The organism is Luteimonas sp. TWI382 (assembly GCF_039674545.1).
Classification (GTDB): domain Bacteria; phylum Pseudomonadota; class Gammaproteobacteria; order Xanthomonadales; family Xanthomonadaceae; genus Luteimonas.
In genome coordinates, this window is the sequence record NZ_JBDJNS010000022.1 from 38,851 (window position 1) to 61,663 (window position 22,813).

Annotated in this window: 18 protein-coding genes and 2 pseudogenes; 11 read left to right on the top strand and 9 right to left on the bottom strand. The window is 69.1% G+C overall.

Annotated features, from left to right (window positions below; genetic code table 11):
- Positions 1-86: 86 nt before the first annotated feature.
- A complete protein-coding gene (locus ABE505_RS13180; protein WP_346444874.1) occupies positions 87-1,004 on the bottom strand; it encodes a LysR family transcriptional regulator in 918 nt (305 codons plus the stop codon).
- Between the two features lie 108 nt (positions 1,005-1,112).
- Here ABE505_RS13180 and ABE505_RS13185 point away from each other — a divergent pair, with 108 nt between their 5' ends.
- The 11 genes and pseudogenes from ABE505_RS13185 to ABE505_RS13235 all read left to right on the top strand — a co-directional run bounded on the left by ABE505_RS13185 (position 1,113) and on the right by ABE505_RS13235 (position 15,486).
- Positions 1,113-2,222 carry a 4-oxalomesaconate tautomerase gene (locus ABE505_RS13185; RefSeq protein ID WP_346444873.1) on the top strand — a complete coding sequence of 370 codons (1,110 nt, stop codon included), beginning with the start codon at positions 1,113-1,115 and terminating at the stop codon, positions 2,220-2,222.
- Positions 2,223-2,277: 55 nt separating this feature from the next.
- Positions 2,278-3,303, top strand: a complete 1,026-nt coding sequence (locus ABE505_RS13190) for an ABC transporter substrate-binding protein (RefSeq protein ID WP_346444871.1) — start codon at positions 2,278-2,280, stop codon at positions 3,301-3,303.
- A 56-nt stretch (positions 3,304-3,359) separates the two neighbouring features.
- Positions 3,360-4,151, top strand: coding sequence for an ABC transporter ATP-binding protein (locus ABE505_RS13195; protein ID WP_346444925.1), 792 nt, complete (start codon positions 3,360-3,362; stop codon positions 4,149-4,151).
- Complete coding sequence (locus ABE505_RS13200) at positions 4,135-4,911, top strand: ABC transporter permease (RefSeq protein WP_346444869.1); 777 nt, start codon at positions 4,135-4,137, stop codon at positions 4,909-4,911. Before ABE505_RS13195 ends, ABE505_RS13200 begins: the two co-directional genes overlap by 17 nt.
- Positions 4,912-5,136: 225 nt before the next feature.
- The gene (locus ABE505_RS13205; protein WP_346446275.1) at positions 5,137-6,564 is read left to right on the top strand and encodes a porin; all 1,428 of its coding nucleotides are present in this window, start codon (positions 5,137-5,139) and stop codon (positions 6,562-6,564) included.
- Positions 6,565-6,712: 148 nt separating this feature from the next.
- Positions 6,713-6,967, top strand: a complete 255-nt coding sequence (locus ABE505_RS13210) for an AbrB/MazE/SpoVT family DNA-binding domain-containing protein (RefSeq protein ID WP_346444865.1) — start codon at positions 6,713-6,715, stop codon at positions 6,965-6,967.
- A complete protein-coding gene (locus tag ABE505_RS13215) occupies positions 6,964-7,365 on the top strand; it encodes a type II toxin-antitoxin system VapC family toxin (RefSeq protein ID WP_346444863.1) in 402 nt (133 codons plus the stop codon). Before ABE505_RS13210 ends, ABE505_RS13215 begins: the two co-directional genes overlap by 4 nt.
- 41 nt (positions 7,366-7,406) lie before the next feature.
- A pseudogene (locus ABE505_RS13220) lies at positions 7,407-9,999 on the top strand (bifunctional aconitate hydratase 2/2-methylisocitrate dehydratase).
- 210 nt (positions 10,000-10,209) lie between these two features.
- A complete protein-coding gene (locus ABE505_RS13225) occupies positions 10,210-11,388 on the top strand; it encodes an OsmC family protein (RefSeq protein WP_346444859.1) in 1,179 nt (392 codons plus the stop codon).
- 130 nt (positions 11,389-11,518) lie between these two features.
- Positions 11,519-14,512, top strand: a complete 2,994-nt coding sequence (locus ABE505_RS13230) for a TonB-dependent receptor plug domain-containing protein (protein WP_346444857.1) — start codon at positions 11,519-11,521, stop codon at positions 14,510-14,512.
- Between the two features lie 5 nt (positions 14,513-14,517).
- On the top strand, positions 14,518-15,486 hold the full coding sequence (locus tag ABE505_RS13235) for a DUF1684 domain-containing protein (protein ID WP_346444855.1): 969 nt from the start codon (positions 14,518-14,520) through the stop codon (positions 15,484-15,486).
- Between the two features lie 105 nt (positions 15,487-15,591).
- Here ABE505_RS13235 and ABE505_RS13240 read toward each other — a convergent pair whose 3' ends face one another.
- The 8 genes and pseudogenes from ABE505_RS13240 to ABE505_RS13275 all read right to left on the bottom strand — a co-directional run.
- Positions 15,592-16,668, bottom strand: a complete 1,077-nt coding sequence (locus ABE505_RS13240; protein ID WP_346444923.1) for a chemotaxis response regulator protein-glutamate methylesterase — start codon at positions 16,666-16,668, stop codon at positions 15,592-15,594.
- Positions 16,668-17,255, bottom strand: a complete 588-nt coding sequence (gene cheD / locus ABE505_RS13245) for a chemoreceptor glutamine deamidase CheD (protein WP_346444921.1) — start codon at positions 17,253-17,255, stop codon at positions 16,668-16,670. Before cheD ends, ABE505_RS13240 begins: the two co-directional genes overlap by 1 nt.
- A 2-nt stretch (positions 17,256-17,257) precedes the next feature.
- Complete coding sequence (locus ABE505_RS13250; RefSeq protein ID WP_346444853.1) at positions 17,258-18,127, bottom strand: CheR family methyltransferase; 870 nt, start codon at positions 18,125-18,127, stop codon at positions 17,258-17,260.
- 134 nt (positions 18,128-18,261) lie between these two features.
- Positions 18,262-20,625, bottom strand: a complete 2,364-nt coding sequence (locus tag ABE505_RS13255; protein ID WP_346452875.1) for a methyl-accepting chemotaxis protein — start codon at positions 20,623-20,625, stop codon at positions 18,262-18,264.
- Positions 20,626-20,694: 69 nt separating this feature from the next.
- Positions 20,695-21,081, bottom strand: coding sequence for a hypothetical protein (locus ABE505_RS13260; protein WP_346445834.1), 387 nt, complete (start codon positions 21,079-21,081; stop codon positions 20,695-20,697).
- Between the two features lie 114 nt (positions 21,082-21,195).
- Positions 21,196-21,663, bottom strand: a complete 468-nt coding sequence (locus ABE505_RS13265) for a chemotaxis protein CheW (protein ID WP_346445835.1) — start codon at positions 21,661-21,663, stop codon at positions 21,196-21,198.
- Between the two features lie 93 nt (positions 21,664-21,756).
- The gene (locus tag ABE505_RS13270; protein ID WP_346445836.1) at positions 21,757-22,524 is read right to left on the bottom strand and encodes a flagellar regulator YcgR PilZN domain-containing protein; all 768 of its coding nucleotides are present in this window, start codon (positions 22,522-22,524) and stop codon (positions 21,757-21,759) included.
- 42 nt (positions 22,525-22,566) lie between these two features.
- Positions 22,567-22,813 (bottom strand): annotated as a pseudogene (locus ABE505_RS13275) (hypothetical protein); the annotation flags it as partial.

Below are 22,813 nucleotides of genomic sequence, written 5' to 3' on the forward strand. Positions count from 1 at the left end.
TGCGGTTCGGCGCCGGGGCCGGTGCCTTGGTTGGAACGTCACCGTGTCGATCCGGTCAGCCTAGACCGCACGGCGTGGCGGGCGTGTCATCGCCGCGGGGCCGTGGCCGGGTCCTGCCAGGTGCTCTTGAGCATCTGCAGGAACCGTTCGGCCGCCGGCGACAGCATCGCGCCGCGCCGCCGCACGATACCGATCGTACGTGACACCACGGGGGGCGCGATCTCGCGGGTCACCAGGATGGAGTGTTCCTCCTGCGGCGTGGCCATTCGTGGCAGGACCGAGATCCCGACACCGGCTTCCACCAAACCCAGAGAGGTGGACAGGTGGGTCACTTCGTAGAACCAGCTCAACTTGAGGTTCTCACGCGCGAGCGCGCCATCGAGCAGCGTGCGATTGCCGCTGGTGCGATGCACGGTGATCAGCGGGTGGTGGGCGATATCGTGCCAACTCACGCGGCGCTTCTTCGCCAGCGGATGGTCGCGGCGGCAGGCGAGTACGAAGGGATCCTCGACCAGCACGTCGAATTCCAGTTCCGGGTCGGACGCGCCCATGAAGTTCACCCCGAACTCGACCTCGCCGCGCTCGACCGCCTGCAGGCCCTCGGTGGCGGGAATGTCGAGGATCCGGAAGCGGACGTTGGGGTGGTCCTCGTGGAAGCGGGCGATGACGCTGGGCAGGAAGTAGAACGCGGCGGTCGGCAGGCAGGCGATCGTGACCTGGCTGCCGCGGCCGTCGTCGACGCCGCGCGAGGAGAACAGCGAGCCGTCGAACTCTTCGATCATCCGGCGCACCAGCGGCAGCAGGTTCTGCCCGACTGCGGTCGGGGCCACGCTGCGCGTGGTGCGCTCGAGCAGCGGTGCGCCGACGGCATGCTCGAGCTTCTGGATGCGCCGGCTCAGCGCCGGCTGCGAGACGTGGAGCGCCTCGGCGGCGCGATGGAAGCTGCGGGTATCGGCCACGAGCAGGAAGGCGCGCAGGTCGAGGATTTCGCAATTGATGCTCATATCGAATCAATCTTCCAAAAGAAAGCAATTCACAGATCAATTCGGCCCATGACAAGATCGGAACGAATCGAATTATTGATTCGATATAGATATCAATCTGGCCGACCCATGTCCAACGATCTCTACAGCCTGCCGTGCGTCCTGATGCGGGGTGGTACCTCCAAGGGGCCGTTCTTCCTGGCCTCCGACCTGCCGGGCGATCCGGCCCAGCGCGACCGGCTGCTGCTGGACCTGATGGGCGCCGGGCATCCGCTGCAGATCGATGGTATCGGCGGCGGCAACGCGCTGAGCAGCAAGGTCGCGATCGTCGGCCCGGCCAGTCGCGCCGATGCGGACATCGACTACCTGTTCGCGCAGGTCCGGCCGGACCAGATGGTGGTCGACACCACGCCCAACTGCGGCAACATGCTGGCCGCGGTCGGTCCGTTCGCGATCGAATCGGGCATGGTCGCCGCCTCCGATCCCCAGACGCTGGTGCGTATCCACAACGTCAACACCGGCAAGGTGGTGCTGGCGACGGTGCAGACGCCCCATGGCCGGGTTAGTTACCGCGGCGACACCGCGATCGCCGGCGCACCGGGCACCGCGGCGCCGATCTCGCTGGCGTTCCTCGATGCGGCCGGCGCGCGGACTGGCAAACTGCTGCCCACCGGCGAGGCCAGCGAATGGATCGATGGTGTCGAGGTGAGCTGCATCGACTGCGCCATGCCGATGGTGATGCTGGCCGGATCGGCGCTTGGCGTGACCGGTGAGGAGAGCGTGTCCGCACTCAACGCCGACACCGCGATGCTGGCGCGCCTGGAGCGGATCCGGATCGAAGCGGGGCGCCGGATGGGCATCGCCGATGCCGCCGACCGGGTGATCCCCAAGCCGGTGCTGCTGCTGCCGCCGCGCGCCGGGGGCACGCTCCAGGTGCGGTACTTCATGCCGCACCAGTGCCACAGCGCGCTTGCGATCACCGGCGCGGTCGGGATCTCGACGGCGTGCGTGACGCCGGGCACCCTGGCACAACGCATGGCCGGCCCGCTGGCGCTGCCCGCCGACGTTGCGCTCGAACACCCCAGCGGCCGGCTGGACGTGGCGCTGCACAGACCCGGCACGGATGCCCCGATCGTCGCCAGTGTCGTCAGGACGGCACGACGCCTGTTCGAAGGCCGCGTGTTCGCCAGTGCGGACCCGCGGAAGGACGCTGTTGCGCCATGGAGTTCGGCTGCATGACCTGAACCTGCCGGGCGCCGCCCGGACCGCACCATCACCATCCTGGGAGGGATCGATGTACAAGCGTTTCATTCTCGCCGCATGCGCGGCGGCGCTCGTCTGCCTGGCCGGCTGTACCGGCCGCGGCGGCGAGGGCACCGAGTCCGTCCGCATCAGCGTCGGCTCCTACAACCTCAACAACCTGCCGTTCTTCATCGCCGACGCCAATGGCTATTTCGATGAGGTCGGGCTGGACGTACGCACCGAGAACTTCGCCCAGGGCGGGTCCAAGGTCCTGCAGGCGCTGGTCGCCGGGTCCACCGATGTCGCGGTGGGCTTCTACGACCACACGATCCAGATGCAGGCCAAGCACAAGAACGTGGTCGGTTTCGTGCTGCTGTCGCGCAACTCCGGGCTGGTGCTGGCGGGCCGTCCGGACAGCACGTTCGATCCGGCCAATCCGGCTTCGATCCGCGGCATGAACGTGGGGATCACTGCGCCGGGGTCGTCGTCGGACTTCTTCGTCCGGCATTTCCTGGCCCAGCACGGCATCCCGGTCGACGACATCTCGATCATCGGCGTCGGCTCGGGCGCCGCCGCGGTCGCCGCGCTCGACCAGGGCAAGGTGGACCTGCTGGTCAACTACGATCCGGCGGCGACGCTGATCGCCGAACGGGGCGTGGGCAAGATCATCCTCGACGCGCGCAGCGACGCGGGCGCCCGCGCGGTCTACGGCGGCATCTACCCCACATCGGTGATGTATGCCGACCAGGCGTTCCTCGACAAGCGCCCCGAGGTGGCCGAGAAGATCGTCCGCGCGCAGCAGAAGGCGCTGGCGTTCATCGCCGACCATTCGGCCGAAGAGATCGTCGCCGCACTGCCTGACAAGTACGTGTCGGGCGACCGCGAGATCTACGCCAAGGCGGTCGAGGCCGCGCGTGCGATCTTCACCCGCGACGGTCGTTTCAATCCCGAGGATCTGCAGACGCCGCTGACGGTGCTGCGCGAGTTCAACACCGATGTCGCCAATGCCGACATTGATCTCGAAAAGACCTACACCAACGCCTTCGTCGACCGCGCTCTCGCGGATCCGGCCCAGTAACGCCAGGAGGTTCCATGGCTGTCGCCAGTGTTGCCCGACTGCGGGAAGTCGATCCGATGCCGATCCAGAGCCGCCCGACCGTGGCGATCGACAACATCACCATGTCCTTCGGCGAGTTCACCGCCGTGCGCGATGTCGACGTGCAGGTCGCCGACGGCGAGTTTCTCGCCATCGTTGGCCCGACCGGCTGCGGCAAGAGCACGATCCTCAACGCGGTCGCCGGCCTGCTGACACCGTCGGCGGGCACCATCCACATCGATGGCAAGCCGGTGCGCGGCGTGCAGGAGAGCGTGGGCTACCTGTTCCAGCAGGACGCCCTGCTGCCCTGGAAGACCGCGCTGCAGAACGTCGAGCTGGGCTTGCGTTTTCGCGGCGTGGCCCAGGACGAGCGCGAGCACAAGGCCCGCGCCTGGCTGGCCAAGGTCGGTCTGTCGGGATTCGAGCACCGCTACCCGCATCAGCTCTCGGGCGGCCAGCGCAAGCGCGTGCAGATGGCGCAGGCGCTGATCGTCGAGCCAAAGGTCATCCTGATGGACGAGCCGTTCTCCGCGCTCGACATCCACACCCGGCACCTGATGCAGAACGAGCTGCTGCGGCTGTGGCAGGAGGACCGGCGCGCGGTGATGCTGATCACCCACGACCTGGAAGAGGCGATCGCGCTGGGCGACCGTGTGGTGGTGCTGTCGTCGGGCCCGTCGAGCCGCGTGGTCGAGAGTTTTCCGGTGCAACTGGAGCGACCGCGCAACGTGGCCGAGATCAAGCTCGACCAGCGTTTCACCGACCTGTACCGCGATATCTGGGCCTGCCTGCGCGGCGAAGTGGAGAAGAGCTATGCACGCCAAGACTGACCGTTTGATCCAGGTGATGCTCGTCGTCGTCGTCTTCGGCGGCTGGCAGGCCGGCGTGTCGGCGAAGGTCATCGACCCGTTCTTTTTTCCCGCGCCGTTCGACATTGCGCGGCAGATGTTCACCTGGCTGGCCGATACCAGCTTCTACACCCATGTCTACATCACCCTGACCGAGACTGCGCTGGGCTACATCATCGGCACCGCCCTCGGTGTCGCCGGCGGCGTGTGGCTGGGCCTGAGCCGGCGTGCAGCGCGGATCCTCGACCCGTTCATCAAGGGCTTCAACGCCATCCCGCGCGTGGTGCTGGCGCCGATCTTCGTGCTGTGGCTGGGCCTGGGGCTGTGGTCGAAGGTCGCACTCGCGGTCACGCTGGTGTTCTTCATCACGTTCTTCAACGCAATGCAGGGCGTGCGCGAGGTCAACCCGGTGGTGCTGGCCAATGCCCGGATCCTGGGCGCCAGCCGTGGCGCGCTGCTGCGTCATGTGTACTTCCCGGCCGCGGCGAGCTGGATCCTGTCGTCGTTGCGCACTTCGGTGGGCTTTGCGGTGGTCGGTGCGATCATCGGCGAGTATCTCGGCGCGTCGGCCGGCCTGGGCTACCTGATCGCGCAGGCCGAGGGCAACTTCAATGCCGTCGGTGTGTTCGCGGGCATCATTCTGCTGGCCGCGTTCGTGCTGATCATCGACGCGGTGCTCGACGTCGCCGAGAACCGCCTGATCACCTGGCGTCCGAACGCCTCGCGCGAAGCCACCAGCTGAGCCTCGCCGCCTGGCGCGACGCGCCGGGCGGCCCATCGACACCCGTTCCCCACGTCCGGGTGCGCCGCGCCGGTCGCCGCGTTCGCGGCACCGGCGCCTCTTCCCATCCGTCCTGTCTGCCGCCGTCGCGGCAGGCCCGCCTGCGGCCGTCCGCCGGCGCCGGTCGGCACTCGCCGTCCGGTCGCCGTCTGGCCCGCCGCGCCCGGAGATCGCCCGATGCCTTCCATGTTCCGCCCCCGTCCCACGCTGCTGGCCACGGCCGTCGGCCTGCTGCTCGCCACCTCGGCCGCGTCCGCGCAGACGGCGCCGGCCGCGCTGGAGGATCTCGTCCGTCAGCAGGCCGAGCAGATCCGCCGGCTCGAGGCGCGTTTGTCCGCGTTGGAAGCGGGCCCCGCGTCCGGCGTGGCCGCCGCGCCGCCCGCGGTCGACGTCAGGGCCACGTCCGACACCGAGGCCGTGCTGGCCGAACGCGTGGCGAAGATCGAAGCCGCGCAGGCCAAGGCACCGGCGGTGAGCTGGTCGAAGGGCGCGCCGCAGTTCGCCAGCGCCGACGGCCAGATCACGTTCCGGCCGCGCGGTCGGGTGTTCGTCGACACCTCCAGCACACACGGCTCCGGTTTCGATGCCCGCAACATCACCGGCACCGAGATCCGGTCGGTCCGCATGGGCTTTGAGGGCAGCTACGGTGCGCTCGGTTATGCGGTCGAGGGCGACTTCGCCGACAACAGCGTGGCCTGGAAGTCGGCGTACGTGACCATCGGCCATACGCTGTTCGGTCGGCAGGCCGAGCTGACGGTCGGCAACCGCCTCAACGACCGCGGTATCGACGGCGCCAGCGGCACCGGCAATACCCCGTTCCCGGACCGCAACGTCGTCGGCACGCAGATCGCGCCGCAACGCGGGCTGTTCGGCGTGGGATTGACCGAGCGCGTCTACGGAGAGGACTGGCACGCAAGCCTGTCGATCGCCGGCAACGACCTCAACAACGTCGGCAACAGCAACGACTCGATGACGCTGGCTGGCCGCGCGCACTGGAATCCGGTGAAGGGGGCGGGCGGGCTGCTGCATCTGGGAGCGTGGGGGTTCTACGAGGACATCGCGCCGGGCAGCAGTGGGGTGTTCCGCAGCTCGGCGATCGCCGGGCATCTCAACGATCTGGTCAAGATCGCGCCCGGCGCATTGGCCGGCGCCGATCACGGGCAAGGCTACGGGCTGGAACTGCTCGGGGTGCGCGGACCGTTCTGGGGGTACGGCGAGTGGGGACGGCGCGAGGTCGCGGGATTCGGTGGGGCGGGGCGCTTCGACGTGGCGCACGAGGCCTGGGCGCTGTCGGCCGGCTGGTTCCTGTCGGGCGCCAGCCCGGCGTTCGCGGCCCGCACCGGCACCTGGAGCCGCGTCAAGGTCGCACAGCCGGTGACCGCCGGTGGGCCGGGCGCGTGGGAGCTCAAGGCGCGCTACGAGAACGTCGACTACCGCGAGTTGCCGGCCGGCGGCACCGGCGACGCGCTGACGGTCGGCGTGAATTGGTACCTCAACGATTTCAGCCGGGTCATGCTCGACGCGATCCGCTGGGAGACCGACAACCGCAGCGGCGAGTACCAGGGCCAGGACCGCGGCACGACGCTCAACGCCCGCTTCCAGCTCGCGTTCTGAGGCGTCCCCCGCAAGATGCCGAACGGGCCGGGGGCGTTTGCACCCGGCCCGTTTGCGTTGGGGGCGATGCATGCGCCCGGGCCGGGCAATGCTGGAGTATGCGCAGTCAGGTATGTATAATTCGCGCATACTTTCCAGGAGGCGAGCCATGGAAGCCACTGTCGCCGAGCGCGGCCAGATCACCTTGCCCAAGCCGGTGCGCGATGCGCTGGGCCTGAGCAAGGGCACGATCCTGAAGGTCGAGCTGGAAGGCAGCCGGATCGTGCTGCGCAAGAGCGTCGACGATGCCGTGTCGCGCGCGCGCGGCCGCTTCAAGCTTGAAGGCTTCGGCGACACCGATGCGGCGATGCGTGCGGTCCGCGGCCAGGACCCCGACATCGCTGATGGAGACGCCACGCCGTGATCGCCGTCGACGCCCCGGTGCTGGTGGACCTGCTGGCCGACGGCCCGCATGCCGATGCGGCCGAGGCCTGTCTGCGCCAGTACCTGAGCGCCGGTCCAGTGGTGGTCTGCGACGTGGCGCTGGCCGAAATCTGCGGCGCGTTGCGCGACGGCGCCGAGACCATGGCCGTGCTCGAGGACATGGGCGTGCGCTTCTCGGCGATCGAGGCCAAGTCGGCGCTGCGTGCCGGCGAGATGCAGCGTCGCTCTTGGCAGCGGGGCGACACCTTGGGCCGCGCGGCGCGCGATTTCCTGGTCGGCGCGCACGCGCTGTTGCAGTGCAATGGTCTGATCACGCGCGATGACGCGTTTTTCCGCACGTATTTCAAGGGTCTCAAGCTGATCGTACCGTCGGCCTGAGACCGGTTATCCCGGTACCGCAAGACTCTGGAGTTGCCCGCATGTTGGAAGCCTACCGCCACCACGTTGCCGAGCGCGAAGCGCTGGGCATCCCGCCGCTGCCGCTCAATGCGCAGCAGACCGCCGAGGTCATCGAGCTGCTCAAGGACCCGCCGGCCGGCGAGGCCGAGTTCCTGTTGGACCTGCTCACGCACCGCGTGCCGGCCGGCGTCGACGATGCCGCCAAGGTCAAGGCCTCGTACCTGGCCGCGATTGCGCTGGGCACCGAACACAACCCGCTGATCGACCGCGCGCGCGCGACCGAGCTCTTGGGCACCATGCTCGGCGGCTACAACGTGCATCCGCTGGTCGAACTGCTCGACGACGACACCGTTGGCACGATCGCTGCCGATGGCCTCAAGCACACGTTGCTGGTGTTCGATGCCTTCCACGATGTCGAGGAGAAGGCCAAGGCCGGCAGCGCCAACGCCCAGGCCGTGCTGCGCAGCTGGGCCGAGGCCGAGTGGTTCACCAGCCGGCCCGAAGTGCCGGCGTCGATGACGCTGACGGTGTTCAAGGTGCCGGGCGAGACCAACACCGACGACCTGTCGCCGGCCCCCGACGCGACCACGCGTCCCGACATCCCGATGCACGCGTTGGCGATGCTCAAGAACAAGCGCGACGACGCGCCGTTCGTGCCGGAAGAAGACGGCAAGCGCGGTCCGATCCAGGTCATTGCCGACCTCAAGCACAAGGGCCACCTGGTCGCCTACGTGGGCGACGTGGTCGGCACCGGGTCCTCGCGCAAGTCGGCGACCAACAGCGTGCTGTGGTGGACCGGCGACGACATCCCCTATATCCCCAACAAGCGCGCCGGCGGCGTGTGCCTGGGCGCGAAGATCGCGCCGATCTTCTACAACACCATGGAAGACGCCGGTGCGCTGCCGATCGAGCTCGACGTCTCGCAGATGGAGATGGGGGATGTGATCGAGCTGCGCCCCTATGAGGGCCGTGCGCTGAAGAACGGCGAGACGATCGCCGAGTTCGAGGTCAAGTCCCAGGTGCTGTTCGACGAGGTGCGCGCCGGCGGCCGCATTCCGCTGATCGTCGGCCGCGGGCTGACCGCGAAGGCGCGCGAATCGCTGGGCTTAGCCCCGACCGATCTGTTCCGTCTGCCGCAGCAGCCGGCCGACAATGGCAAGGGCTTTTCGTTGGCGCAGAAGATGGTCGGCCGCGCGATCGGCCTGCCCGAAGGGCAGGGCGTGCGTCCGGGCACGTACTGCGAACCGAAGATGACCTCGGTCGGCTCGCAGGACACCACCGGTCCGATGACCCGCGACGAGCTCAAGGACCTGGCGTGCCTGGGCTTCTCGGCCGACCTGGTGATGCAGTCGTTCTGCCACACCGCGGCATACCCGAAGCCGGTCGACGTCAAGACCCATCACACGCTGCCGGAGTTCATCTCCACCCGCGGCGGCATCTCGCTGCGTCCCGGCGACGGCGTGATCCACAGCTGGCTCAACCGCATGCTGCTGCCCGATACCGTCGGTACCGGTGGTGACTCGCACACGCGCTTCCCGGTCGGCATCTCGTTCCCGGCCGGCAGCGGCCTGGTCGCGTTCGCCGCGGCCACCGGCGTGATGCCGCTGGACATGCCCGAGTCGGTGCTGGTGCGCTTCAAGGGCGCGATGCAGCCGGGCGTGACGCTGCGCGACCTGGTCAATGCGATTCCGCTCTACGCGATCAAGGCCGGACTGCTGACGGTGGCCAAGCAGGGCAAGAAGAACATTTTCTCCGGTCGCATTCTCGAGATCGAAGGCCTGCCCGATCTCAAGGTCGAGCAGGCGTTCGAGCTGTCGGACGCGTCCGCCGAGCGGTCGGCCGCCGGGTGCACGGTGCACCTCAACGAGGAACCGATCATCGAGTACATCAACAGCAACATCGCGTTGCTGCGCTGGATGATCAGCGAGGGCTACCAGGATCCGCGTTCGATCCAGCGCCGCATCGAGAAGATGGAGGCGTGGCTGGCCGACCCGCAACTGCTCAAGGGCGACGACGATGCCGAGTACGCAGCGGTCATCGAGATCGACCTGGCCGATATCCAAGAGCCGATCCTGGCCTGCCCGAACGATCCGGACGACGTGAAGTTCCTGTCGGAGGTCGCCGGGGTCGAGATCGACGAGGTGTTCATCGGTTCGTGCATGACCAACATCGGCCACTTCCGCGCGGCGTCGAAGCTGCTGGAAGGCAAGCGCGATATCCCGACCAAGCTGTGGGTGGCGCCGCCGACCAAGATGGACGCCGCCGAGCTGACCAAGGAAGGCCACTACGGCACCTTCGGCGCGGCGGGTGCGCGCCATGGAGATGCCGGGCTGCTCGCTGTGCATGGGCAACCAGGCGCAGGTGCGCGAGGGCGCAACCGTGTTCTCCACCTCGACCCGCAACTTCCCCAACCGCCTGGGCCGCAACTCGAACGTGTATCTGGGTTCGGCGGAGCTGGCGGCGATCTGCTCGCGCCTGGGCCGGATCCCGACCCGTGCCGAGTACATGGCCGAGGTCGGTGTGCTGGACGCGTCGGCCACCGAGATCTATCGGTACATGAACTTCGACCGGATCACCGAGTACGTCGACGCCGGCCGCAAGACCGCCGCCTGATTCCCAACCTCGGCCCGTTCCTCCAGCGCCGCGCCCGTGTACACGGGCGCGGCGTTTTTTCATGCGCGCGCCATCCCTGGGCGCCGCGGCGCAGCAGCGCGGTCGCGGTCAATCGCAGGCCGGACTCAGGACATGCCGAATCGTTGTTTTCGTGCGGCGCAGCATCGTGAAAGAGTGCAAGCCACTTCGTTGCCGCAGGAACGCTTGCCCATGTCCATCGCGCGTCTCGTCTCTCCGTCCTGGGCCGTCGCCGCGGGCCTGTGCATCGTGCTGCTGGCGGCGGCGCCGCGCGCCTTGGCAAGTGATGCGAGCGGCTCGCCGCTGCGCGCGTACCTGAGCGCCAAGCGTGCGGCGATCCAGGCCCTGCAGGCGCAGGACGCCGCGCCCACCGCGCTGCATGGCAAGGTCGTCGCCGAGAGCCGGTCGGGCGTCCGCCGCCTGCGCCTGGGGCCGACCGGTGAGTATCAGTCCATCAGCGACAGCGGTCGCGACTATGCCGGCTACGACCTGGGCGCGGGATCCTGGGATTCCCTGGTCGGCACGCTGGCCAGTGCGGTGGCCGATGAGTACATCGTGCAGGCCGCGGCGCAGAACGTTCCGATCGATGCGCTGGACGTGGTGTTCACGAGCGTGCCCGAGCGCAAGAGCGAGACTCTGGCCTATCCGAACAACCTGTCCTACGTGGCCTACATCGACTCGCCGGCCGACGCCGCGCAGCTCGAATCGCTCCGCCAGGCCGTCCATGCGCAGTCGGCGGCGATCGACCTGGTGACCCGCCCGCAGCAGGTCGGCCATGCCGAGGTGCGCTACACGCGCTCGCCGGCGCAGCGCGAAGCCGGGCTGCCGCCCGGCCTGCGCGATTTCATCACCGAAGAGAAGCGGCCCGCCGTGCTGGGCAAGCGTGCCCAGGCGGACCGCACCGCGCCGCCGCGCGCCCTGGTCGCACGTGCGCACGTCGAGCCGCATACCGGCCTGCGCCGGGTGTTCCTGGGCGAGGACGGCGACCACCAGCAACTGCATGACAGCGCGCCGGACCTGCTGGGGTACGGGCTTGCGCCAACCGTGGAGGAACACCTGCTGGGCGTGACCGCGACCTGCCTGACGCATATCTTCGAAGTGCAGGCCGCCACCCGCAATGTGCTGCTCGACACCCTGGAACTGACCGTGGACGGCGAGCTCGGGCCGCGTTTCGGTGCGAACGTCAGCACGCCGGCGCGGTTTCGCAACCTCCGCTACACCGCGACCATCGCATCGCCTGCATCCGCCCAGGACATCGACGCCCTGCGCCAGGCGGTCGAGGCGACCTGTCCGCTCTACAACCTGGTCAAGGATGCGCAGACGCTGGACGGCAGCATCGTGCGCGGCGCGTTCGTGCACACGCCGCGCTAGCTAGCGTTCCCGAGCGGCGTGCGTCGCACGCCATCAGAACCAGAGCATTCGACGCGCCCGGATCGCGCACGCACGAGCGTGTGTGATCCGCCGAGCGGCGTCGTCCTTCCATCGAACCACGGGGTCCCCGATGCACCGTTGCGCCCGCGCCCATCCTGTCCCGACAGCCGCCGCCCGCGGCGCGCGCGTGCCCGCGCCGACGCGCGGCCGCCTGGCACTGGCGTTGTGCGTGCTGCTGTCGACGAGCGTGCAGGCCGACGACGCGGCGTCCGCACCTACTGCGCGCTTGCTCGACAAGGTCTCGGTGCTCGGCTCGCGGATCGTCGGTGGCGGCGCCGCCGCGGCGCTGCCGGTGGCGACGGTGGACCGGGCCCAGATCCAGGCCACGGGCGCGACCAACGGCAACGAACTGTTCCGCAGTCTGCCGCAGTTCGGCGACGTCGCCGTGACCGAGAAGGGCACCACCAACGCCGGGCGCAATTCCAATGTCGCGCGTGGCGACGTAGGGGCCATCAATCTGCGCAACCTCGGCGCCAAGTACACCTTGCTGCTGATCAACGGCCGCCGCACCGTGCAGCATCCGATCAGCAACAGCGGGGACAACACCACCTACAACGCCAATGCGATCCCGACCTTCGGCCTGGAGCGCATCGATCTGCTGCTCGACGGGGCGGCGTCCATCTATGGCGCCGATGCGATCGCCGGCGTCACCGACCTGATCACGCCGACCAACCTGGAGGACGGCGGTGGTATCACGCTGCGCTATGGCGCGGTCCAGGACGGCCACCGCGAGGACCTGTCGCTCGAGGGCTACGTCGGCCGCGATTTCGCCGGCGGCCGCGGCAATGTATCGGTGCTCTATGGGGTGTCCACCCGCACCGCGCAGCACAATTCAGACGCCTGGTTCACCGCGACCGACGGCCGCCGCGTGCTGGCCGACGGCACCCGCGTCCCCGATCCCGACGGCACCACCGGCTTCACCACCCGCACGCCTTGGGGCCATTTCGATACCTATGTCGATGGCCGGCGCACCGGCAGCTGGCACATCGACCCGGCCACCGGCGCCCTGGCGCCGGGTCAGGTGCCGACCCGCTACCACTACGACGCCGGCGCCGAGCCGGGCATCACGACCGCGCCTGCGATCGACAAGGGCAACGTCTTCGCCACGGCACGGTTCGACCTGGATGACCGCCGTCAGCTGTTCGGCGAATTCGGCTACTACCGCGCGCAATCGCAATCCTGGGTCAGCAGCGAGGCGGGGTTCGGCGGCGACGGCTTCCTGCTGCACATCCGGCCCGATGCCTACTGGGTGCCGGACGCCCTGCGGGGTGCGGACGCGATCCGGCTGCTCAACTACCAGTTCGCCGATTCGGGCATCCGCCGGGTCCGGGTCGACAACTCGCAATCGCGAGCGCTGCTCGGCCTGCGCGGCTGGACCGATTCGGGCTGGAACTGGGAAACCGCGCTGCTGTATTCCCGGGCGCGCAGCACCGATCGACAGCAGGGTGGATTCACCGATGCCTTCATCGACGCGGTGAACCGCACCGATGCCAGCGCCTACAACCCGTTCAGCGGTGGCGACCCGGCCAGCATCCGGGTCGGGGATGCCACGCCCTCCGACACCGCCGCGTTCATCGGCGAGGCGACCCGCGAGGGAATGGCCGAACTGGCGTTGTGGGACTTCAAGCTCGACCGGCCCGACCTGCTGTCCTGGTATGCCGGCGACATCGGCCTGGCGGCGGGCGTGGAGTACCGCTACGAAAGTCGCTTCGACGATCGCGACCGGAGCATCGATGGCAGCACACCGTACGTGGACTGGTACACCGGGACCGTTGCCCAGAGCAATTTCTTCACCCACAGTGCCCGGCCCGACGTGCGCGGCAGCCGCAATGTGACGTCGGCGCTGATCGAACTGGCGGTGCCGCTGGTCGCACCGGTCCATGATGTCCCGCTCGTGCGCTCGCTGGACCTGCAGATCGCGGGGCGTTACGAGGACTACAGCGATGCCGGCGATGTGGCCAAACCGAAGATCGCCGCGGCGTGGGGCGTCAACGACAGCCTGCTGCTGCGCGGCTCGATCAGCGGCGGCTTCCGCGCCCCCGGCCTGGAACTGGTGAACGCGCCGCCGACCTACGGTTTCGGCTTCAACAACGACGCCGTGCGTTGCCACGCGCTGGTGGTCAAGGGCGCGCATCCCGGCTACACCGCCTGCCTGAACGCCTACAGCAACGGATCGCAGGTCAAGCCGTCGGTCAGCGCCGTCACGGCCTACGGCGACGATGTCGCACCGGAGACGACCCGGCAATCGTCGTGGGGCGCAGTGTTCGAGCCGCGGTTCCTGCGGCCGGGGCTGGGCCATCTGCGTCTGAGCGTGGACGCCTGGCGGATCGAAGTCGAGAATCCGATCGGCACCATGGGCGAGGAGGTGCTCTACGACGCGTATCTGCGCGTCGTCGAGGGCCGCAGCAACCCGAACGTGGTCCGCGCCCCGGTGACCGCCGAGGACATCGCGCTGTTCGAGGGCTCGGGCATCGCGCCGGCCGGTGTCGTGACCCATGTGTACGACACCTATCGCAACCGGCAACCGCTGACCGCGTCCGGGGTGGACTACCGCCTGGCCTGGCGGTTCCGCGAGACGGCGTGGGGCGACTTCGCGTTGCTGCTCGACGTCAGCCGCCTCAAGGCCTACACCCAGCACAAGCCGATCGAAGTGCAGCAGGTGGCCGAGGCCATCGACAGCGGCGCGCTGGACATCGTCGCCGCGAACCTGGGCGCGGCCAACGAAGTGGGCATCAATGGCGCGAAGCCGGAATGGCGCGGCAGCGCGACGCTGCTCTGGCAGCATGCCGGCTGGACGGTGCGGCTGCGCGACGACTACATCGGCAGCGTGACCGCCGGTGCGTATGCCGATCGCAGCCCGTTCGTCGTACCGTCCACCCAGCGCTGGGCTTTGTCGGTGGCGCATGCCTTCACCCGCGGGCCGCTCGCCGGCACGACGGTGGACGTGGGCGCACGCAACCTGTTCGACACGTCGCCGCCGCTGAACGCCGCCGGCCACTATCTGACGGCCCTGCACGAATCCTACGGCCGCTATCTGCATCTGGGCATTTCAAGGACCTGGTGACCACCATGAGAACGCGTCCGCTCGCACTCGCGGCCCTGCTGCTCCCGGCGCTCGTCGCCTGCGACCGCCCGGACGATCCTGGCATGGCGCCGATCGCCTCGGTGGACACCGCGCCCGAGTTTCGCCAGGCGCATGCGGCGTGGGTGCGCGAGCGCGCCGATGCGTTGAACAAGCCCGATGGCTGGACGCGCCTCATCGGCCTGCATTGGGTCGAGGCCGACAGACAGCGTGTCGGCGGCGGCGCGCAGGACGACATCCGCCTGGCCATCGCTCCGCCGCACCTGGGCGAACTGGAGCGGCGGGCCGATGGCATCTACTTCACCGCTGACCAGGACGCGATGGTCACCGTCGATGGCCGCCCCCTGCAGGGCGAGGTGGCGCTGCAGCCTGAAGGCCGGGACGGCGGGACCCAGCTGGGATACGACGAGGGCAAGGGCCGGATTTCGTTGATCCGCCGCGGCGATCGGCTCGGCCTGCGGGTGCGGCACGCCGATGCGCCGGCGCGCCGGCAGTTCGCCGGTCTGGACTTCTTCGAGCCCGATCCGGCCTGGCGGGTGCAGGCCCGGTTCGTGGCCCACCCGCCGGGCACGACCCTGCCGATCGCCAACATCATCGGCGACATCCACGACACGCCCAATCCGGGCTATGTGGAATTCGACAAGGATGGACACCGTTGGCGGCTGGAGGCGCTGGGCGATCCACAGCAGGGCCTGAGTCTCAACTTCCAGGATCGGACCAGTGGGCGGGACACCTACGCGGTCGGCCGCTATCTGCAGACCGGCCCCGTCGCCGACGATGCGACCGTCGTCGTCGACTTCAACCGCGCCTACAACCCGCCGTGCGCGTACACCGCCTACGCCACCTGTCCCTTGCCGCCGCCGGGCAATCGCCTCGCGCAGCGCGATGCCAACGGCCAGATGGTCCGGCTGGCGGTGCTGGCCGGCGAAAAGGCCTATGCCGGCGCGCCGCATTGAGCCGGCGTTGATCCCGCGCCGGGGGGGCGCGCAGCGATCTTGGGCGCATTGCGGCGTGGGGCCGGTCGTCATGCCCGCAGGGCGAGCGCTGCGGTGCCGGCGGTGTCAGTCGACCGTCTCGTGCCGGGTCAATGCGAGCAGGCGCTGGGCGATGCGGTCCAGGGGCAGGCATTCCTGCGCGGCGCCCAGCTTCCAGGCAGCGCCCGGCATGCCCCAGACGACGCTGCTGGCTTCGTCCTGCACCAGCGTCGCAGCACCGGCTTCACGCAGTTCGAGCAGCCCGCGGGCGCCATCATCGCCCATGCCGGTGAGGATCGCCGCAACCGCATTGGCGCCCGCGGCCTGCGCGACCGAGCGGAACAGCACGTCGACCGCGGGCCGGTGTCGGTTGACCGGCGGGCCGGGGTCGAGCCGGCAGCGCCAGCGGGCGCCATCGCGCAGCACCCGCAGGTGGTGGTCGCCCGGCGGCAGGTAGACATGCCCGGGCAGGATCGTCTCACCGTCGCGCGCCTCGCGCACCAGCATTGCGCAATGGCGGTCCAGGCGCTCGGCGAATGGCGCACTGAAGCTGGCAGGAATGTGCTGGGTCAGCACGATCGCCGGCGCATCGGGCGGCATCGCCTCGAGCACGACCCGGATCGCCTCGGTGCCGCCAGCGGACGCGCCGATCGCGATCAGTCGGTCGGTCGTGCGGTAGCGCAGCGCGACCGGCGTGGCGGTGGGCTCGGCCGGTGCGGCGGGACCGACCGCCGCACGCGATACCGGACGCGGCGCGGTGCGGACCTGGGCGCGCGCAGCCGCCTTGACCTTCGCGGTGATCTCCTGGGCGTAGGCCTCCAGCCCGTGTGCAACGTTGAGCCGCGGCTTGGCGACGAAGTCCACCGCGCCCAGTGCCAGCGCCTGCAAGGTGATGTCGGCGCCGCGTTCGGTCAGCGAGGACACCATCACCACCGGCATCGGTCGCAAGCGCATCAGATTGTCGAGGAACACCAAGCCGTCCATGCGCGGCATCTCGACATCGAGCGTCAGCACATCGGGATGCAGGCGCTTGATCTTCTCGCGAGCCAGCAGCGGGTCGGCCGCGCTGCCCACGACTTCGATCTGCGGATCGGACGACAGCACCTCGGTCAGCAACTGGCGTACGACCGCCGAGTCGTCGACGATGAGCACGCGGACCGGCATCATTCGAACAGCTCCACATCGCCGGCGACCGGCGCGCGCGCCAGGCGGGCACGGACGGCCGATTCGGTGGCCGCCACTTCGGCGCCGTGCGCGTGCGGCAGGCGGTAGACCATCACCTTGCCGGTCTGCGGGAAGAACCACACCTTGCGCGGATGGATGCCCTGCAGGTCCTCGGCCACTACCGGGATGTGCTCCGCGTCCAGGTAGCCGCGCACGAACTCGGCGTTGCGGGTGCCCACCGGGTTGTTGGTGAAGCCCTTGAGCACGTTGGCGCCGCCGAACACCTTGGCCTCGAGGCGACGGCGGCTGGCGCCGCGCTTGAGCAGCTCGTTGATCAGCACCTCCATCGCATAGCTGCCGTAGCGCGCCGGCGCCCCGTCACCATTGCCACCATCGGGCAGCAGGAAGTGGTTCATGCCGCCCAGGTGCAGCAGCGGGTCGCGGATGCACGCGGCCACGCACGAGCCGAGCACGGTGACCAGCGCCGTGCCGTCGTCCACCACCAGGTATTGGGTGGGCAGCAGCTTGGCCGCCGGCACCTGGAACTGCGGGTCCCGGTAGCGCATCACCGCATCGCTGGGCGGCATGCTCACGGGGCGGTTGCCGCGAAGTGGCGCCGGTACAGCGTGCGGCCGCAGGGCTGGATCAGGTCGGCGGCGTGCAGGTAGTTCTCCGAATGCCCGGTATAGAGCAGGCTCTCGGCGTCCATATGCGTGACCAGCCGCGACAGGATGGCGCGCTGGGTCGGCTTGTCGAAGTAGATCATCACATTGCGGCAGAAGATCGCATCGAACGGGCCGCCGACATCGTAGCGGCCGGCCAGCAGGTTCAGCGGGCGGAACTCGATCAGCGCCTGCAGTGCCGGATGCACCCGGCACTTGCCGGCGTTGGGCCCGGTGCCGCGCTGGAAGAAGCGGCGCCGCAGGTCCGCGTCGAGCGCGGCGACGCGTTCGATCGGATAGACGCCCTGGCGCGCGGTCGCCAGGACCTGGGTGTCGATATCGGTCGCCACAATGCGCACCGGCGGCTGCAGCGTGTCGAAGGCCTCGCAGGCGGTGATGGCCATCGAGTACGGCTCTTCGCCGGTCGAGGCCGCGCACGACCACAGCACCAGCGGCTTGCGGCCCGATCCGGCCCGTTGCAGTTGGGTGCCCAGGGTCTCGAAATGATGCGGTTCGCGGAAGAACGCGGTCAGATTGGTGGTCAGCGCGTTGGTGAACGCCTGCCATTCCTCGCCGTCGGGATCGCCTTCCAGCAGCGCCAGGTAATCGCCGAAGTCGTCGAGTCCGAGCGCACGCAGCCGCCGCGACAGTCGGCCGTAGACCATGTCGCGCTTGCTGGCGACCAGCGCGATCCCCGCACGGTCGTGGATCAGCTGGCACACGCGGCGGAAATCGCGGTCGGCGAACACGAACTGGCGTGCATCGCCTGGAGGATGGGGCAGGGAAGCGGCACTCATGGCGACTGGCGCGTCAGAAAGACTCGATGGGGTTATCGGCGCAGCGCCGACGAAGTTGATCGCGATCGGTGCCACCACGCACGAGGCCCGGCGCAGGGCCGGGCCTTGTGCGTGTCACGTGTCGGCGGCGTCGATCAGAACTCCGCCCAGTCGGCCTCGGCCAGGGCGGGCGCGGCGGGGGCGCGTGTCGCCGGACGCGGCGCGGCCGGTGCCGGCTTGCGGGGCGACGGCGGGGAGGACCGCGTCGCCTGCACCGCGGGTGCGGCCACGGCCTGTCCTTCGATCCGCAGCATCGAGATCGCGTCGGCCAGGCCTGTCGCCTGCTCCTCCATGGCACGCGCGGCGGCCGAGGCTTCCTCGACCAGCGCGGCGTTCTGCTGGGTGGTCTCGTCCATCTGCACGATGGTCTGGTTGACCTGCTCGATGCCGGCGGCCTGTTCCTGCGAGGCGGCGGAGATCTCGGCCATGATGTCGGTCACGCGCTGCACGGATGCGACCATCTCGGCCATGGTCCGACCGGCCTGGCCCGCGAGCGCGGCGCCGCTGGCGACCTTGCCGGTGGAGTCGTCGATCAGGCCCTTGATCTCCTTGGCGGCATTGGCGCTGCGCTGGGCGAGGGTGCGGACCTCCGAGGCGACGACTGCGAAACCGCGGCCCTGTTCGCCGGCACGCGCGGCCTCGACGGCGGCGTTGAGCGCGAGGATGTTGGTCTGGAACGCGATGCCGTCGATGACCGAGATGATGTCGGCGATCTTGCGCGACGAAGCCTCGATGTCGGCCATCGTGGAAACGACCTGGCCGACGACTTCGCCGCCCTGAGAGGCGACAGTGGCCGCGCCCTGGGCGAGCTGGTTGGCCTGGCGGGCGTGGTCGGCGTTCTGGCGCACGGTGGAGGTGAGTTCCTCCATCGAAGCGGCGGTTTCTTCCAGATTGGCCGCCTGCTGCTCGGTGCGGCGCGAGAGGTCGTCGTTGCCCGAGGCGATCTCGGTCGAAGCGGTGCCGATCGCGGCCGAGGCGTCCTGGATGCGGGCGACGATCGCGGTGAGCTGGGCGACGGTGGCATTGGCGTCGTCGCGCATGCGGGCGAACACGCCGTGGAAATCGCCGTCCATGCGCGCGGTCAGGTCGCCCGAAGCGAGCGCATTGAGCACATGCGAGACCTGCGCCAGGCTGACCGCGTTGGCGTCGAGCAGACTGTTGAGCTGTTGCGCCAGCTGCAGGATGAAGCCGTGCTTGCCCTCCAGCGCGACGCGATGGTCGAGATCGCCGGCCGCGGCTGCGGACACGATGCGCGCGACTTCGGCCTCGACCCGGACTTCTCCGGTGCGATCGCGCCACTCGGCGATCAGACCGATGTCGCGGCCTTGCTCGTCGCGGATCGGCGAGATGATCTGCGCGATGCAGGCGTCCTGGTAGTGCATTTCGCGATGCGCGATGCCCTGTTCCTTGAGACTGGCGAGCACCCGCTGGTCCGGCTTGCCGTCCAGTTCGAACGTCGCCAGCGAGGCGCCGATCAGCGGCTTGGCCGGATCGAAGTGCGGCAGCTCGGCGGCGATGGCCTCGGCGTTGTCGCCCATCACCGTCTGCAGCGCGGGATTGACATAGAGGATGTCGAACTTCTCGTCGGTGACGATCATCCCGGTCGAGGCGCTGTCGAGGGCGGTGCGGATGCGCAGGTTCTCGTTGGCGATCTTCTGGTCGCGCTCGATCCGCTCGCGCAAGTCGTGCTGCATGCGCTGCATGGCCTTGAGCAGGTCGCCGATCTCGTCACGGCGGCTGGCGTCGATGCGGGTGTCGAGCTTGCCGCTGGCCACGTCGTTGGCGAACCCGACCGCTGAGCGGGTGGCAGCGGTGAGATTGCGCGCCATCAGCCAGGCGATGACCATGCCGCCGGTGATCCCGGCCAGCAGCATGACCGCCATCAGGATGCTCGAGCCGGCCTGCACCGCCTGGGCCTCCTCGCGGGCCTCGGTGGCCTGGCGGTCGGCCTCGCTCTGCAGCGCCTGCAGCGCGTTGCCGGCGGCCATGTGCAGATCGCGGGTGCGGCCGATGAAGGTGTCGGTGGCGTCGTCGGGCAGGTCGAGTTCGATCAGCTCGTTGACCTCGTGGTACGAGGCCTTGGCGTCGGTCCAGGCAGTCACGAAGCCGTCGTAGAGCTTGCGCTCTTCCGGAGAGACGATCAGCGGCGCGTACGACGCCATGTTCGCCTCGATCTGCTTTTCCATTGCCGCGGTGCGTTCGCGGGCATCGCGCTTGACCTGCTCGCTGGCGCGCACCAGGCCCAGGTACGAGGCCGCGCGGTACTCGCCGAGCAGGGCGCGCGTTTCGCCGACCGTGGTCAGCGTCGGCAGCGTGTTGTCGGCCAGGTGGTCGGTGACGCTGTTGAGTGCGCGCAGGCCGACGAAGCCGCCCGCGCCCTGGGCGATCATCAGGACCAGGACGACGCCGAATGCCAGCATCAGTTTCGGTGCGAGCTTGAGATTCGAGAACCAGTGCATGCGGCAATCCCCCGTAGGCGGCCGGATGGAAAAACGGCCCGGATGCGGTCTGCGATCCGGGCGCGGGGCTTATTTGATGGTGGCGAGCTTGATGTCGCTGGGCGAACTGACGGCGATTTCGGCGCGGCTGGCGTCGCGCTGGATGGTGCCCATGACGCAGACATCGCGCCCTTCCAGTTCCTCGGGCGAGGGACGGAAGCGGTCGCGCTGATCGCTGGGAATACGTGCCGAGAAGGTGTGGCGCGGGAACGCGCCGCCCATGTACAGAAACGTCGGCTGGCCCTCGGTGTTCTCGGCGAAGCGGGTCTTCTCGACCTTGCCGCAAACCATGCCGCTCTTGCCGACGAAGCGCACGGCCTGCTCGGGACGGATGGCCTCCTGGGCGAAGGCGGTCGAGGCGCCACCGGCCAGCAGCAACGCGGCCAGCAGGGAAGACGTCTTGCAGTGGATGGTCATGGTCTGCTCCTTGATCGATGGACGGCAGGCGCGAATGCGCCCGTGCCCGCCTCTATCGGCCGCGTACGGCCGGGCCTTGAGTGAAAGCTGTGTGATGAACGTCGCAAATCCGGATCACGCTGCCTGCGGGACCGCCAGTTCGGCGCTGTCGAGCAGGGTTTCGATGTCGAGCAGGATCAGCATGCGGTCGTCGAAGGTGCCGATGCCGGAGATGCAACGGGTGTCGATCGCCGCGCCAAACTCGGGCGTGGGCCGGATCTGCTCGGCCGACAGCGGCACCACGTCCGACACGCCGTCGACGACGATGCCCACGACGCGGTCGTCGACATTGAGCACGATCATCACCGTGAAGCTGTCATAGCGCGCCTGCGCCAGGCGCAGCTTCAGGCGCAGGTCGATCACCGGCACGATCGTGCCGCGCAGGTTGATCACCCCCTTGATGTAGTCCGGGGCATCGGGCAGGCGGGTGACCGCGTCGTAGCCGCGGATTTCCTGTACCTTGAGGATGTCGACGCCGTAGTGCTCCTCGCCCAGGGTGAAGGTGAGGTACTCGCCGGCGTTCTGGGGGTCGGGACTGCTCATCGGTGCGCTCCTGCAGGCATGCCGCGCTCGCGCGCGTGTTCGGGTGTCCCGTGCGACATCGGCCGCGCGGCGGGCAACTTTAGGGCGCCGGGCCTACACCGCGCGGCGCAGCCGGGCATTGCGCTGGCGCTCGATCTGGAAGATGTAGTGGAGGATCCGCCGCTGCGCGACCGGCGCCAGCGCCACGAAGCGGCAGCCGGCCCGCCAGCGCAGCCGCGGCCCGGTCTGCTCGCAGAAGCGGTGTGCGACGGCGACGGTCAAGGCAATCGGATCCGCATCGGGCAACCGCAATAGACAGCCATCGAGCGTGCGCCCGGGCGCAAAGCGCGGATCCTGCCCGTCGTCCATCGCGACCGCGAGCCCGCCGCCGCTCAGGTCCAGCACCCGCAGGCCGTCGTGCGACGACCCAGCCTGGCCGTCGCCATGCCCTGGATGCAGCGTCACGCCGGCATCGAGCGGTGGCACCACGCGATACAGGTCGCGTCGCTGCAGGCGCAGCAGCGCCTGGGGCCAGGGCGCGATGAATGCCTGGCGGCCTTCGTGCAGGGCCGGCAGTGGTGTCGACAGCCGGAAGCGGATCTGGACGGCGTCGAGCCGGGTGTCGCAGACGAACTGGGTGCAGGCCGCGATCCTGCGGTTGAGCGCGTCCTGCCGGCTGGCATCGAGCACCAGGGTACCGTCGTCGCCGACCGCGAGCAGCGCGGTCGGGCAGGACAGGTCGCCGGGCATCAGGCTGCCGCTGATCAGGGCCCGGGTCTCGACCAGGCTGCGCAGCACACGGCCCATGTCGGCGCTGTCGCGCAGCATGTAGCGCGACAGGGCCTCGTCGTCCAGCGGATGGGGCGAATCTGCAGGCGCCATCGTGCTTGTCGTTCTCCGGGATGGGGCGGCTGATCGGCGGGATCAGGACAGCGCGTGGCCGGTGGCCGGTGGCCGGGCCGCATCCACCACCGCCTGCAGCAACGCGGTGGCGGTGTCGACGCGGAACACCGCGATCGCCTCGGCCAGGCCTGTCGCCTGCTCCTCCATCGCACGCGCAGCGGCCGAGGCTTCCTCGACCAGCGCGGCGTTCTGCTGGGTGGTCTCGTCCATCTGCACGATGGTCTGGTTGACCTGCTCGATGCCGGCGGCCTGTTCCTGCGAGGCGGCG

Excerpts from the sequence above, each read along its gene's own strand:
- ABE505_RS13195 (WP_346444925.1), top strand. The coding sequence starts at position 3,360 with ATGCCGATCCAGAGCCGCCCGACCGTGGCGATCGACAACATCACCATG.
- ABE505_RS13265 (WP_346445835.1), bottom strand. The coding sequence starts at position 21,663 with ATGAGCAGTCCCGACCCCCAGAACGCCGGCGAGTACCTCACCTTCACC.
- ABE505_RS13230 (WP_346444857.1), top strand. The coding sequence starts at position 11,519 with ATGCACCGTTGCGCCCGCGCCCATCCTGTCCCGACAGCCGCCGCCCGC.
- ABE505_RS13270 (WP_346445836.1), bottom strand. The coding sequence starts at position 22,524 with ATGGCGCCTGCAGATTCGCCCCATCCGCTGGACGACGAGGCCCTGTCG.
- ABE505_RS13205 (WP_346446275.1), top strand. The coding sequence starts at position 5,137 with ATGTTCCGCCCCCGTCCCACGCTGCTGGCCACGGCCGTCGGCCTGCTG.
- ABE505_RS13185 (WP_346444873.1), top strand. The coding sequence starts at position 1,113 with ATGTCCAACGATCTCTACAGCCTGCCGTGCGTCCTGATGCGGGGTGGT.
- ABE505_RS13180 (WP_346444874.1), bottom strand. The coding sequence starts at position 1,004 with ATGAGCATCAATTGCGAAATCCTCGACCTGCGCGCCTTCCTGCTCGTG.
- ABE505_RS13225 (WP_346444859.1), top strand. The coding sequence starts at position 10,210 with ATGTCCATCGCGCGTCTCGTCTCTCCGTCCTGGGCCGTCGCCGCGGGC.
- ABE505_RS13255 (WP_346452875.1), bottom strand. The coding sequence starts at position 20,625 with ATGCACTGGTTCTCGAATCTCAAGCTCGCACCGAAACTGATGCTGGCA.
- ABE505_RS13260 (WP_346445834.1), bottom strand. The coding sequence starts at position 21,081 with ATGACCATCCACTGCAAGACGTCTTCCCTGCTGGCCGCGTTGCTGCTG.
- ABE505_RS13240 (WP_346444923.1), bottom strand. The coding sequence starts at position 16,668 with ATGCCGGTCCGCGTGCTCATCGTCGACGACTCGGCGGTCGTACGCCAG.
- ABE505_RS13190 (WP_346444871.1), top strand. The coding sequence starts at position 2,278 with ATGTACAAGCGTTTCATTCTCGCCGCATGCGCGGCGGCGCTCGTCTGC.
- ABE505_RS13250 (WP_346444853.1), bottom strand. The coding sequence starts at position 18,127 with ATGAGTGCCGCTTCCCTGCCCCATCCTCCAGGCGATGCACGCCAGTTC.
- ABE505_RS13210 (WP_346444865.1), top strand. The coding sequence starts at position 6,713 with ATGGAAGCCACTGTCGCCGAGCGCGGCCAGATCACCTTGCCCAAGCCG.
- ABE505_RS13235 (WP_346444855.1), top strand. The coding sequence starts at position 14,518 with ATGAGAACGCGTCCGCTCGCACTCGCGGCCCTGCTGCTCCCGGCGCTC.
- cheD (WP_346444921.1), bottom strand. The coding sequence starts at position 17,255 with ATGCCGCCCAGCGATGCGGTGATGCGCTACCGGGACCCGCAGTTCCAG.
- ABE505_RS13200 (WP_346444869.1), top strand. The coding sequence starts at position 4,135 with ATGCACGCCAAGACTGACCGTTTGATCCAGGTGATGCTCGTCGTCGTC.